At 34.2% G+C, this 12,313-nt stretch carries 10 protein-coding genes, 1 pseudogene and 1 riboswitch; of the genes and pseudogenes, 6 read left to right on the top strand and 5 right to left on the bottom strand.

Annotated features, from left to right (window positions below; all coding sequences use genetic code 11):
* Positions 1-8: 8 nt before the first annotated feature.
* Positions 9-620: a cation:proton antiporter gene (locus tag AA0X95_RS22785; protein WP_413301915.1), complete on the bottom strand. Its 612-nt coding sequence runs from the start codon at positions 618-620 to the stop codon at positions 9-11.
* 227 nt (positions 621-847) lie between these two features.
* Positions 848-990, top strand: a riboswitch (cyclic di-AMP (ydaO/yuaA leader).
* 314 nt (positions 991-1,304) lie between these two features.
* Between AA0X95_RS22785 and AA0X95_RS22780 the strand changes: the two genes are divergently transcribed.
* From AA0X95_RS22780 to AA0X95_RS22755, 6 genes and pseudogenes are all read left to right on the top strand, one after another.
* The gene (locus AA0X95_RS22780) at positions 1,305-1,724 is read left to right on the top strand and encodes a hypothetical protein (protein ID WP_413301912.1); all 420 of its coding nucleotides are present in this window, start codon (positions 1,305-1,307) and stop codon (positions 1,722-1,724) included.
* 221 nt (positions 1,725-1,945) lie between these two features.
* A complete protein-coding gene (locus AA0X95_RS22775; RefSeq protein ID WP_413301909.1) occupies positions 1,946-2,602 on the top strand; it encodes a potassium channel family protein in 657 nt (218 codons plus the stop codon).
* Between the two features lie 287 nt (positions 2,603-2,889).
* Positions 2,890-3,265: pseudogene (locus tag AA0X95_RS22770) on the top strand (nucleoside recognition domain-containing protein); the annotation flags it as partial.
* A 116-nt stretch (positions 3,266-3,381) separates the two neighbouring features.
* Positions 3,382-4,860, top strand: a complete 1,479-nt coding sequence (locus AA0X95_RS22765; RefSeq protein ID WP_413301906.1) for a spore germination protein — start codon at positions 3,382-3,384, stop codon at positions 4,858-4,860.
* Positions 4,850-5,959, top strand: a complete 1,110-nt coding sequence (locus AA0X95_RS22760) for a GerAB/ArcD/ProY family transporter (RefSeq protein ID WP_413301904.1) — start codon at positions 4,850-4,852, stop codon at positions 5,957-5,959. Before AA0X95_RS22765 ends, AA0X95_RS22760 begins: the two co-directional genes overlap by 11 nt.
* Positions 5,956-7,074 carry a Ger(x)C family spore germination protein gene (locus AA0X95_RS22755; RefSeq protein WP_413301901.1) on the top strand — a complete coding sequence of 373 codons (1,119 nt, stop codon included), beginning with the start codon at positions 5,956-5,958 and terminating at the stop codon, positions 7,072-7,074. The genes AA0X95_RS22760 and AA0X95_RS22755 overlap by 4 nt, the downstream gene beginning before the upstream one ends.
* A 74-nt stretch (positions 7,075-7,148) precedes the next feature.
* Here the strand turns inward: AA0X95_RS22755 and AA0X95_RS22750 are convergent, their stop codons facing one another.
* The 4 genes from AA0X95_RS22750 to AA0X95_RS22735 form a co-directional block, all read right to left on the bottom strand.
* The gene (locus AA0X95_RS22750; RefSeq protein ID WP_413301898.1) at positions 7,149-8,231 is read right to left on the bottom strand and encodes a Ger(x)C family spore germination protein; all 1,083 of its coding nucleotides are present in this window, start codon (positions 8,229-8,231) and stop codon (positions 7,149-7,151) included.
* Entirely contained in the window at positions 8,224-9,309 is a 1,086-nt protein-coding gene (locus tag AA0X95_RS22745) for a GerAB/ArcD/ProY family transporter (protein ID WP_413301895.1), read from the bottom strand. Before AA0X95_RS22745 ends, AA0X95_RS22750 begins: the two co-directional genes overlap by 8 nt.
* 20 nt (positions 9,310-9,329) lie before the next feature.
* Positions 9,330-10,814, bottom strand: coding sequence for a spore germination protein (locus AA0X95_RS22740; protein WP_413301892.1), 1,485 nt, complete (start codon positions 10,812-10,814; stop codon positions 9,330-9,332).
* A gap of 254 nt (positions 10,815-11,068) precedes the next feature.
* Entirely contained in the window at positions 11,069-12,289 is a 1,221-nt protein-coding gene (locus AA0X95_RS22735; protein WP_413301890.1) for a helix-turn-helix domain-containing protein, read from the bottom strand.
* Between the last annotated feature and the right edge of the window lie 24 nt (positions 12,290-12,313).

Below are 12,313 nucleotides of genomic sequence, written 5' to 3'. Positions count from 1 at the left end.
TGCTCCAACTAATATTCCACCACCGGCTTCTCAAAAAAACTCCATATGCTTGAAGATATGGATAATTCAGTATGTCCTATTATAACCCCAAGTAAGGTAAATGTTAAAATAGATCCTGTTGCATCGTTAAATGCAGACACACTTTCAACTGTTCGTCTTACCTTCTCTTGAATGGCTATTTGTTTAAATACCGGCATCAAAGTGGCCGGATCTGTGGATGAAATAACCGAAGCTATAAGAAGGGCGTAAAGAATAGATATATCTAATAAATAGAAAGCGGTAACAGCCACAACGGCAGCCGTAATGATCACTCCTAATATAGATAGAAGAGAAATCGTAACCCAAACTTTTTTAAGTACTGAAAAGTGTATTGCAATGCCTCCTTCAAACAGAATTAATATTGAACCCAATACAATGATAAATTGGTAGGAAACAGAGTCATTTGGAACTGTAATGATATTGAAGACGGAGGGTCCAATTAAAATCCCTACAATCATAAACAGGGCTACGTCGGGTATTTTTATTTTTTCGGAAAGTTTAATAGCGATTAATCCAAAAAGAAAAACCATGGTGATCATGTTTAGTTCACGTTGAACAAAATGCATTACATTGGCTTCCATGTGATCTCTCCGTTCTCTTTTGTTTTTCATGATTATAGGTCGTTCCTTATGCAGTTCATCTATGAATACATTTAATTAAAATTGAACGAATATCAAAATCATGAGTAATTTAAAGGAAATGTTGAATTTTATTAGTAAAATGAGCAAATGAGAGGTTATTTAATAAAATATACCTCTTTACAGCTTTTTCAAATGGAGCTAAAATGACCACATATTGAGCATCTAATTAAATAGTTCGGCCTAATCTCGACATTTGGGAACGGAGGAACCAATTTTTGGGGGTTAATTCTATTACTGTAGAAAGGATGAGAATATTCTCTTTCGCCATCCTACCCGTCAGCTAACTTCGTCGGCTAAAGCGAAGGAGGTCTGTGACCGCCTATTCAAAGGGCTTTTTTGTTTCATTGGACAAATTGAAGCATAGAAGCAGCTTGAAGATAGAGTAGGTCTTTTTTTGTGCCTATTTTTGAGAAGATACATGGGGGACGGAACACTAAGAGAGAAAAGTTGCTGGCTAGATGTTAAGTAGACCAATGTTACTTTTTCGCCTATGTAATGGAAGAACATTTTTTGGCTGTTTGTTTATTCAGATCTATGCCGGGAATAAGGTTTTGTTCCATCTTGGGGAAAAGTAACTATTGGTCTATTTTTTTGTGAATAAATACAAAACGGGTGATGATACGGATGTTGAATGGCTATATGATGAAAATGAATCTAGTTGTACCAAAAGCAACTATCCAGCTTGACAAAAAAGTTTATGGGGTTGATACCAATATAAACGGTTTCATTGAGCTTAAGGGTGGTCTTATTAAAAATAAAGTGAAAAGGTATGATATTGATTTAATTAAAAAAGATCCTAATTCTCATGAAGAAGAAACGATTAATAGCCATACCGTTTTATTTTCTTATTCTAGTTTACCTGATAAATCAGAAACCATTCCTTTTACATTTTATATCCCTGAGAGTTTTCGAAAAGATAGGGGATCTGTTCTTTATACTTTAATAATAAGGATTGTTTTAGCCAACTCTAAAGGTATTACACAGTGCCTACCAATTATGATCAATGATGAAAATGGTTTTAAAGAAATGGATCAGGAATATTAAAACCACCTGTGGGTGGCTTTTTTTGAATAATTGAATAAAAAATATTTACACGAGACACCTATAATTTTCCTTGGCTAATTTGTGAATGACAGCAGATTTTAAAGATAAGTCAAGGAATAAAATTTAGAATGTACATATACAAACTGGAACCAACTTATAGAGTGGTATTTTTTATTGGATTACATTAATTAGTTTTAGGAGATACAGCAGGAGGTTTTAAGATGCAAAAACAATATGCAGTCATTGGAATGGGCAGGTTTGGCTCAAGTGTTGCCGCCGCCTTATTTAAAGAAGGAAATGAAGTACTAGCTATTGATAAAAAGGAAGAAAACATTGAGGATAATCAGAACTCCGTCACACATGCAGTTATAGGGGATGCGACCGATGTATCTACCCTAAAAGATATAGGGATACGAAATTTTGATACTGTCATTGTAGCTATTGGAGATGATCTTCAAGCAAGCATTTTATCCGTTCTCCTACTTAAAGAATTAGGAGTTAAGCATGTTGTGGCAAAGGCTATAAATAAAAGTCATGGACAAGTTTTGGATAAAGTAGGAGCTGATCGTGTGATATATCCTGAGAAAGACATGGGAGAAAGGCTTGCACATCAGTTAATGTCATCTCCAAACGTTTTAAATTTCATTGAACTGGCAGATGACTATAGTATTGAAGAAATTAAAGTACCTGCAAGTATGAATGGACAAAACCTCCGTGAAATCAATATGAGGGCAAATTATAATATAACCGTCATCGGCATAAAAAATAAAAATAAAATTGATATCTTGCCGAATCCGGAAACCCCGCTAAAATCGGATGACATCTTGATTGTAATTGGAGAAAATGAAGACTTGCAGAAATTCTCCAATATCAGTTAATTAAACTAATATCAAAACCATAAAGCAATTTTGAAAAGGTTAGTGGAAAACCTTAAAAAAGGGGGATAAAAGGTGGGTGCCTTTAAACGAAAAGGTAATCTAATTAAATTACATCCTGCCCAAATTCTTGTTATAGGGTTTGGCAGTCTTATTTTAGCTGGTACTCTCCTCTACCTTGACAGGCTTGAGGTCGGGGGTTCGAACCCCTCACAGGTCATACATGTTGAGAGGCTAAAATCATTGATTTATCAAGGGTTTTAGCCTTTTTTTTGCCCAGGATGTTTTAATTGTCGCCTTTAATTTCTCTATTGTTTGGCCAGGATGGATATATTTTGATGTCCTTTATTTTGGGGCTGCCAGCAAATGAGATTGTTCTGCCAATCCTGTTGATGGTGTATTTATCAACTGGTTCCTTAACTGATGTTGATAGCTTTGTAGACTAGAAGAAAATCTTTCTAGCTCATGGCTGGAAGTGGCTAACAGCATTAAACATGATGTTATTTTCATTGCTGCATTATCCGTGCGGTACGACTTTGCTTAATATTTATAAAGAAACAAAGAGTAAGAAATGGACTTTCCTAGCGTTTCTTATCCCAACAGTTATTTGCCATTCTTGTCCCACTAATCATAACTCAAACGGTGAGATTTTTTGGATGGGTTTAAATTTTGAAGACATCACTTTATAAAAGTGGTGTCTTTTTTTGATTATTAGAAGTTTGAACGAATAGGTCATAGGTAAATGAAGAAACCTATAACTACCTATTATGTGGAGGATAAGGATGTCAGAGGATACTTTAACAGATACAATTCATTCAGATTTTCAATTGAATATTCAAACGTTAAAAAATACCTTTTCTAATATCCATGATTTTAAGACGAGAGTTTTCGAGATAAAGGGTCGAAAGATCGGGATTGCGTATATTGACTCGATTACGAATAAGGATATCGTTAACGGTAGAGTTGTAAATGAAATTAATAAGTTAGATTTTCGTGACTCCCTCCTTGAATTACCTATAGCGGACATTCATGCAACAGATGATTTTAAGAAAATATATTCCGGAATTATGGCTGGTAAGGTCGCAATTTTTGAAGAAAACTCGATGACCGCTTACCTGCTGGATGCCGGATTGTTTGAATCCCGTTCCTTAATGGAACCTGATTCAGAAAAAATTGTAAATGGTTCTCATGACGGATTTGTTGAAAGTTTAAATAAAAATATTAATATTCTTCGGAATCGTATTAGGACACCATATTTAAAGAGTGAACTGCTTTGCGTTGGTGAAGGGCAAATAACCACGAATATATCGATTCTTTATTTGGAAAATATCGCAAACCCAGAAGTGATAAATATGGTAAAAAAACGCATTTCATTAATTAAACTTGAGAATAATCTTACACCTGGAAAATTGGAAGAATTCATTGAGGATAACTCATTCTCGCCATTCCCGCAAATTTTAGAAACTGAAAGACCTGACCGTGTTGCCGCGAACTTATTGGATGGTCGAATTGTAGTCCTGGTTGAGGGAAGCGCAGCGGCATCAATCATGCCCGTTACATTTTTTTCCTTTTATCAATCGCCGGATGATTTTAATTCAAGATTTATTTTAGGTTCGTTTTTACGAATCATCCGAATATTAGGCTTTTTTATCAGTATTAGTTTACCCTCCATTTATATTGCGATTGTGTCCTTTCACTATGAGGTGCTGCCCTACGAATTAGTGACAAATATTAAATCAAGTTTGGAATATGTTCCATATCCTCCTGTAATCGAAGCCCTGATTATGCAACTTACACTGGAATTATTAAGAGAGGCTGCAATCCGGCTTCCTACTTCCATGGCTCAAACGGTAGCCATTGTAGGAGGTTTAGTCATTGGAACTGCCGTTGTGGAGGCAAATCTTGTTTCGAATACCATGATCATTGTCATTGCAATTACGGCGATTTCTTCCTTTACTGTGCCTATCCATGAGATGAGCTCCTCGATTCGTTTATTAAGTTTTCCAATGATTTTTGCGGCATCGCTGTTAGGGTTAGTCGGAATCGTTGTAGGGTTTATGTTTTTAATGATTCACTTGGTAAAATTAGAATCTTTCGGTGCTCCATATTTCGCACCACTGGGTCCCATTCGTGTGTCAGATTTAAAAGACACGTTAATAAGAGTACCATACTGGAAAATGAAGACACGGCCAAGTACAGCAAAACCAATTAAGCAAAAACAATCCACTGGGAAAAAGGGGTGGACTGAGGATGGAGAATAAGAAGGAGAGTATTTCTTCCTTTCAGATGTTCTTTTTCATTATATTGGCGACTATAGGGGAAGGCATTTTATCATTTCCAAATTTGGTTTACAAAGATGCTCGGCAAGCCTCATGGATATCCATTTTAATAACTGGTTCTATCGCGTTATTTTTGGTTTTGACCTATGTTTATTTGCATCGGCGATTCCCAAGGAAAACCATTTATGAAATTTGTTTGGTGATGTTTGGAAAGTGGCTAGGAAGGTTCATCATTGTCGGTTACCTTATTTATTTTTTCCTCATATGCATGAATATTAACCGGCTATACATGGAAACCATCAGTAGTTGGATACTAACTTCTACCCCTCTTTCAGTGATTTTGTTGCTTATATTTATGCTAGGAATGTATTTAGGAAAAGAAAACTTAAGAATTATCACACGATTTTTTCAGCTGAGTTTTTGGATTATTATTTTTCTCATGTTTATGAACCTAGGGTCTTTGCCATATCTACATTGGAAATACTTATTTCCGATTAATGAAGTTAGCTTTCCCAATATTTTAAAAGGAAGTCGAAGCAGCATTCCTTCTTTTTTAGGGTTTGACAGCTTATTAATCATTTTACCTTTTGTTAAGGGTACTATAAAAAGTAAGGTTAAGTTCGCTATACTTTCCATTGTGTTCATAACATTCACCTATATATATGTGGTGTTAACCTGTATTTTATTTTTTAGTTCAAAAGAATTGATTTTGATTCCACAACCAATTTTATATTTATTTAAATCGATCACAATCTTTGGAGTCATAGAGAGGCTGGATCTCATTATTGTTTCCTTATGGATTGTCATGATGATGACCAGCTATGTCTCCTATATTTATCTAACAAATATCGGATTTTGTACGCTATTTCATTTAAAGAAACGAACCATTCCAACAATCATCCTTACAGTTCTTGTTTATTTTCTTGTTCTATTCATTCCAGTTTCGAGAGAATCCATTATTGCTCAGTTTAAATTGATAACTATTTTAAGTGCCATTTTTTCAGTAGGAATACCGTTACTGGCTATCATTTCGTCCATCCTTTTACATAGGAAAGACATGGATGAAGGGGAATCTCAATGAGGATAAAAAAAGCTTTTTTAATATTGATGATTTTGCTTGTCCTGACAGGATGCTGGGATGAGAAACTTTTAAAAGATAGCTCTCTTGTCTTAAGTATTGGCATCGATTTAGCGAAAAACAACAAAGTAAAATCTACCACAGCAATCCGGACAAGCAAAATCATTTCTGGCGGTCAAAGTGAGTCTATTAATTACATAGTTGAAGAAATTTCAAATACAATAAGGGAAACCAGATTAGAAGTGGATAAACAAATCCCGGGTGTTTATGAACCAAATAAATTACGGATTCTATTGATTGGGGACAAAATCGCCAGAAAGGACCTTTATCCTTACTTCGATGTTTTTTTTCGGGATCCCAGAAGTTCACTTGCGTCAAAAGTAGCCGTAGTGAAAGGCGAAGCTTCGAATATCATCAAAATGAAAAAATTAAAGGAAAATTTGATAAGTGAAGCCTTGATTGATCTCATAAAAAGTTCGGAAGAACATACCATTGTTCCTGTTGAAAATCAACAAACGATTCTAACAAGTATGTTTGACGAGGGAGAGGATTTTACACTTCCGTATATGGAAAAATTGGATAAGGACACGGTAAAAGTAACGGGAATTGCCTTATTCCACAAGAGAAGCTTTACCGGCAAAACGTTAAAAGGGAACAAACCCGTTATATTCTTAATGGCTAAAGGAGAAAAGAGCAAGGATATTAAGCTAACAGAAAGTCTAGAAACCAATGAAGATCATAATGTAAAAAACTTTGTCTCTTTTTCCGTTTTAAAAACAAAAAGAAAGATGAATATAAAAATGGTAAAAGGGAAGCCTGCAGCAACCATAGACCTCAAGCTGTTAATCGAAATAAATGAATATCCAAAAGGGTCATTATATGGGCAAAAAGAGGAGTCGGAACTCAATAAAAAAGTAGCACGAAGAATTGAGAAGGAAGCAAATGCAATGGTAGATACGTTAAAAAGTGCTAATTGTGATGCCTTTGGAATTGGACGCTATTTAATCGCTGATCATCATAAAGAGTGGAAAAAATTAAATTGGGAAAAGGAATATCCGAACATGCCGTTTAAAATTAACGTCAAAGTTGAAACAGTTAGAAGAGGGATTATTTTTTAATCATAATACCAGAACATAACCCATCTATCGTGGTGGAACCTTTCCTCGATGGATGGGTCATTTTTATGGCAGCGTTAATCAATAATTCCTGTTTGGCGAATTTCTACATCTGCATTTACATGAACTTTTACGTTGGGATAATACATTTGCCATTTTTTTTCATTAAATCCACGAAAATGTTCCTTATATTTTGCTCCTAAACCTAACGGGTCTACATGATTTTTCTGAAATTGGGTGACGAGTTTTAGCGCATTTTTTTCTAAAATCTTTTCAACCTGTTTTTGAATCTTTTTTTTATCAACAGTCATCCTTTGTTTCTTTGAAGGAGCGAATTCTTGAAGTCTTGGTCTCATTTTGAGATGAATCGTAAATTCTGGTCTACCTTGGACAATTTTTACTTTATAGTTAACCTTTGAACCGAGAGTTTCAAGAACGACCTTATCATTATTTTCTAGAATAAATTGGTGTATAGTATTCCTGCTTTTTTCAACTAAAGTCTTAAATATGAAAAGATCTTCCATTGGAATAGATGTAACATATTGATCATATTTAAAAAGTGCCATGCCAGTGATCCTAATGTTATCTTTTTCCTTTTTAATTAATGGTAAATAAGGATCCTGTCCTATTTGAAATTGTTGAAATAAAAAGGTATGTAAATTAGTTCGAGGCAGTAGCCCAAATTCCATATTATGTTCCAGAAGGTCATGGACATGAATGGAAACATTCTCGTTTTTATATTTCTTCATTTTAAATAATTCATTAGAATCACCGTCAACAATTGCCATTTGAACAAGGCTCCCAATAGACGGATCACGCTGTAGGGTATCTACAAAATCATTAATCCCTTTTTCTGCCAGTCTTTTTCCATAAAGAGCTATCCGTACCTGACCACTTACCAAAGGATATCGAGTTTCGTTATTTAAGATCGTACGAATCTCTTTACTGGATTTCCCTATAGCTGTTCTAACTTCTGTAGAAGAAGTTTTGTCTCTTTTAAAAATGGGAAATACAATCGTTCCCTTTAGGTCCTTTTTTCCTGCCAGATCATACCCTACCCCCTGTGACATATCGATTTCATTGACAATGTTTGTAGGTAGAAAAGTACAACCTGATAAGAATAAAATAAGTATCAACCAAACCGTATACACTCTAACCATTTTGATTACCCCTTTTTAGAAAGGTAAAAACAAGTAGAAGGATAGGTATATAGCCGTAAAATATCCATAAGTTCATTTTAGTGACATATTTATCAAGAATCTCTAAAAAGGAATCATTTGTTAGTTGACACATGATTGTACTTAATAGACTAAGTATGAGTAATATATACTTTTGTTTTTTATTAAATATCTTCTTAAATCCTCTGCTGGAGCACCATAATAAAATAGTGATTAATGAAGAAACGATAATCAAATACATGGATATATATAAGTATTCAAATCGCTCCAAAAATGAAAGATTTATTATTTTAGTCAGAGTCAGTTCAGGCCAAATCGTCGTTTTTAATTGATCTTCACTATAATAGGTAAAGGAAACAATGGCAGAAATAGTATATAGTAAAGTAGTAAATAGTTCACCTAAATGCGCAAATTTTTTCGAAGCATTAGGATCCCTTATAAATGGATAGTACATCAATAACGTTTCAGATCCCGCTAATGTATACATCGAGCTTTTGATGGAATCCACTATTTCCATAAAGGAATGATTCATTATAGGCAGCAAATTTGAAAAATGAGCAATTTTTAATGGGAAAATATAAAGGGCGATTAACAATACTTGCGGAAAAATGAACGATATAAATGATATACCGACCACAACTCGGAATCCACCAGAAATACAGTAATACGTTAATATTAGAATTAATAAAGAAAGCACCCACGATGGTATAGTAGGAAACATCCAAACTTGAATAATCTTTATGAAGCTCAGTAAAACTGACACGCTTGCTAACCAGTAATAAAGCATGATGATAAAGCTAAAAAATTTGCCTAGACCATTTCCAAAAATATTTGTATGAACATCAATTATATCTCCATTGGCTTTTCCTAGCAGTTTATACATAATCCATATAAAAATTTGAACTATACACCCTGCCGCTAATACACCGATCCACGCATCGTATCCCGCTTTCGCTGCAATGATTCTTTGGAATGCTAAAATGCCAACCCCGACTTGTGAATTGTAGATAATAAAGAAGATCAAATAAGGAGAAACTTGATGCCTTATATTAGCTTGCAATTTGAATTCTCCTTTACGCTTTATTCATAAAAATCGTTCAATGGCTCTGAATTCTTTCCCGTACCAGTGGACTTTCTCTTCTTTTGTGGTCTCAAGTTTATTGGGTTATCTTTTTGCATGGAAAAAGGCAGCCTTACCCATAAATCTTGAATCGAAGTTTTTCGTAATGGATACTCTCCTATATAGGGACGTCCCAGCGAAGTTAACCGCAGTAAATGGACAGTTGTGAAATGATAACAAAAAAATACCCCAACTAAACCAAACCATTGGGCAAGAAAAATAACTGGAAACTTAATAAAGCGAATGGTATTACTGAATTTATATACAGGAGAGGTGTATGAAGCTAATGTACCTAATCCTACTAAAATTAGTAAAACATTGCTTGTTAATCCTGCTTCCACAACAGCCTGCCCGATCACAATACCACCAACAACACCAAGGGATTGTCCAATTTTAAATGGTAACCGGATACCTGCCTCTTTTACCATTTCAATCATTAATTCTAAGAAAAGCGCCTCTAAGAATGGAGGAAAGGGGACGGCAGACCGTGAGCCAACAAGCGTATCTAATAACTTTGCCGGTATCAATTCATAATGATAAGTCATGATGGCTACATACATCGGGCTTACGAACGTCGAAATAAAAAAAGCAGTAAATCGTAATAAACGAAAGAAATTTCCAATAATCCAGGAATAACTATAATCTTCCATTGCGATAAAAGATTCTACAAAGGTTACGGGAAGAATGATGAGATTTGGTGAGCCATCCACTGCAATGATAATTTTTCCTTCAGTCAATCCGGCAGCCACACGATCAGATCTTTCCGTTGAAATCGATTGAGGAAACAAAGAATTAGAATTGTCCTCAATCATTGACGCGATATATGAGCTGTCTTGAATATGATCATATTGAATGTCTTTTATTCTTTGGACGACTGTGTTTACATTCTCTGGATCAGCAATTCCATCCATGTAAAGTACTGCTACTTTTGTTTTGGAAAGTTTTCCAACCTTCATTTCCTTTACGAGCAGTTCCGGAACGGGCAATCTTTTCCGGATAAGATTAATATTTGTGTCTAATTCTTCAATAAATCCAACCTGCGGGCCAACTGCTGATGATTCCATCATTGGAACGCTTACATCGCGAAATTTGGTGTTTGCAATATTAATTAATAAACATTCTTCATCAAATTGATGAATTTGAATAGCTAAAGATCCATGCATAATGCTTTGGATGATTTCATCTGCATCGTTAGAAATAATAATCTCTTGAACAGGGATTTTACTTTTTAATTGTTCGAGTGATAGCTTTTCCTGTAAATAGGGCAGAACATCTTTATGTAAGATGTCTGATGAAATGAGGGTGCGATAATACGAAATCCAAAAAGGCTCTTCTTCTCTGAAGGAAGTATGCTCATGAACGAAATCATTCGATTTGGATAATCGTTCAAGCAAATTTTGATTAGAGCCTGCTGTATGTTCTTTTTCACCTTTATTTAACTTCATCGTAATCCCTCAATTAATTTTTTATCAGTATGTGTAGAAGGGGGAATTTTATGCAAATTAACATATATTATCCTTTGAAAATTTCACTTTAAAAAACAAACTTTTTGTACTAACCAGACGCCTTTTGATTAAAATCAAAGAAGCTTTAGACTAATTGGCATGGAACAATTATATTAATAAATTTTGAATGTAAAAAAAGAAGCAGATATCACCTTTTAGGGATGGTCTGCATCTTTTTTACATGCCTTTCATGTTTAATTATTGATGATTGAATCGGCAATTTTTAGAGCATTTCTTGTTTGCTTTATTTTAAAATAATAATTGTATAATTCTTTTTTTGATCGCTTGATTAAATACACAAAACCATATTCTTCAAACATGGGCAAGGAGTTATCAAACAAATATTGATGGTACTCTTGTTTATTATTTTGAATTAAGTAACAAAGTAAGGTAAATAAATTGATATAAAGTTTATCATTAATTTTTTTTGCTGTATGAAGTCCTTCTTCAACAAGTAGAAATAATTCGTTTTTTGAAAGTAAGCTTCCGTCAAATGAACTGCGAATATACCCCTCTAATGATAGTAAAAAAGGACTGGATTCTTTATCCTTTAACATCATGGACTCATAATAATAGTTACTTGCTAATTTGTAATTCATTCTACGATAATATTCAAAGGCTAAGTTATGTAAAACTTTTGCTTTTCGATCAGGGGCATAACAGGAATCGCAGCTCTGAATTAAGTTTTTAAAGCCCTTGATTGTATCATTAAAATCTCCATCATCTTTTACTTGAATAAGCATGAGCATTTCAGCATCAATCACTCGCAGATAGGTGTTGATAGATTTGAAAAATTGACGGGCTTTGTCGGCATAAAAATAGGCCATAACTGGTAACTCATTGAAATGATATGCTGCAGCTAAATGATAATAATATTCTTGGTTATGATAATCCTCTTCTTTGATGGCTTTAAGAGATTGAAGTGCCTTATTAAATTCATGTTTAGCTATATAATAGATTCCTAAAACATGTTTATAAAGATTCGATTCATAAGTCGATAATTTTTGTTCATTCTCTTGAATATCCTTGATTATGCCGTATGCTTCATTTGTTAATTGATTCATTAGTAAAAACCGAACACAAAGTAACTTATAAAAATTTATGTAATTTGAGATTTGGATTAAGTCTTCCTGTTTCAGTTCAAGATAAATCTGTTCCATTTCGTCAAATAGTTGCTTAACGATGACATCGTGCCAATAATCTAAGCGTTGTTTTATATTATTAAGTTTCATGACTTCACTATCCATATTTATTCCAAGGCGCTCAGACAAAAGGGTGAGGATTTCCGGGGCATATTCTGTTTGTAACCGCTCTATTTTGCTGATATGAGTACCAGAGCATATCCCTTTACCTAATTGTTCCTGTGTCATCTGATATTTCTCACGATAAAACCTTATGATTTTCCCCTCAAGCATATCCTTTTTCTCCTTTAAAAGAAT

The organism is Neobacillus phoenicis (assembly GCF_047302305.1).
Lineage (GTDB): Bacteria > Bacillota > Bacilli > Bacillales > Cytobacillaceae > Neobacillus.
Note: the sequence above shows the minus strand (reverse complement) of the source record. Positions and strands in the feature narration are given on the sequence as shown.

Excerpts from the sequence above, each read along its gene's own strand:
- AA0X95_RS22780 (WP_413301912.1), top strand. The coding sequence starts at position 1,305 with ATGTTGAATGGCTATATGATGAAAATGAATCTAGTTGTACCAAAAGCA.
- AA0X95_RS22760 (WP_413301904.1), top strand. The coding sequence starts at position 4,850 with ATGGAGAATAAGAAGGAGAGTATTTCTTCCTTTCAGATGTTCTTTTTC.
- AA0X95_RS22785 (WP_413301915.1), bottom strand. The coding sequence starts at position 620 with ATGGAAGCCAATGTAATGCATTTTGTTCAACGTGAACTAAACATGATC.
- AA0X95_RS22750 (WP_413301898.1), bottom strand. The coding sequence starts at position 8,231 with ATGGTTAGAGTGTATACGGTTTGGTTGATACTTATTTTATTCTTATCA.
- AA0X95_RS22775 (WP_413301909.1), top strand. The coding sequence starts at position 1,946 with ATGCAAAAACAATATGCAGTCATTGGAATGGGCAGGTTTGGCTCAAGT.
- AA0X95_RS22755 (WP_413301901.1), top strand. The coding sequence starts at position 5,956 with ATGAGGATAAAAAAAGCTTTTTTAATATTGATGATTTTGCTTGTCCTG.
- AA0X95_RS22735 (WP_413301890.1), bottom strand. The coding sequence starts at position 12,289 with ATGCTTGAGGGGAAAATCATAAGGTTTTATCGTGAGAAATATCAGATG.
- AA0X95_RS22740 (WP_413301892.1), bottom strand. The coding sequence starts at position 10,814 with ATGAAGTTAAATAAAGGTGAAAAAGAACATACAGCAGGCTCTAATCAA.
- AA0X95_RS22765 (WP_413301906.1), top strand. The coding sequence starts at position 3,382 with ATGTCAGAGGATACTTTAACAGATACAATTCATTCAGATTTTCAATTG.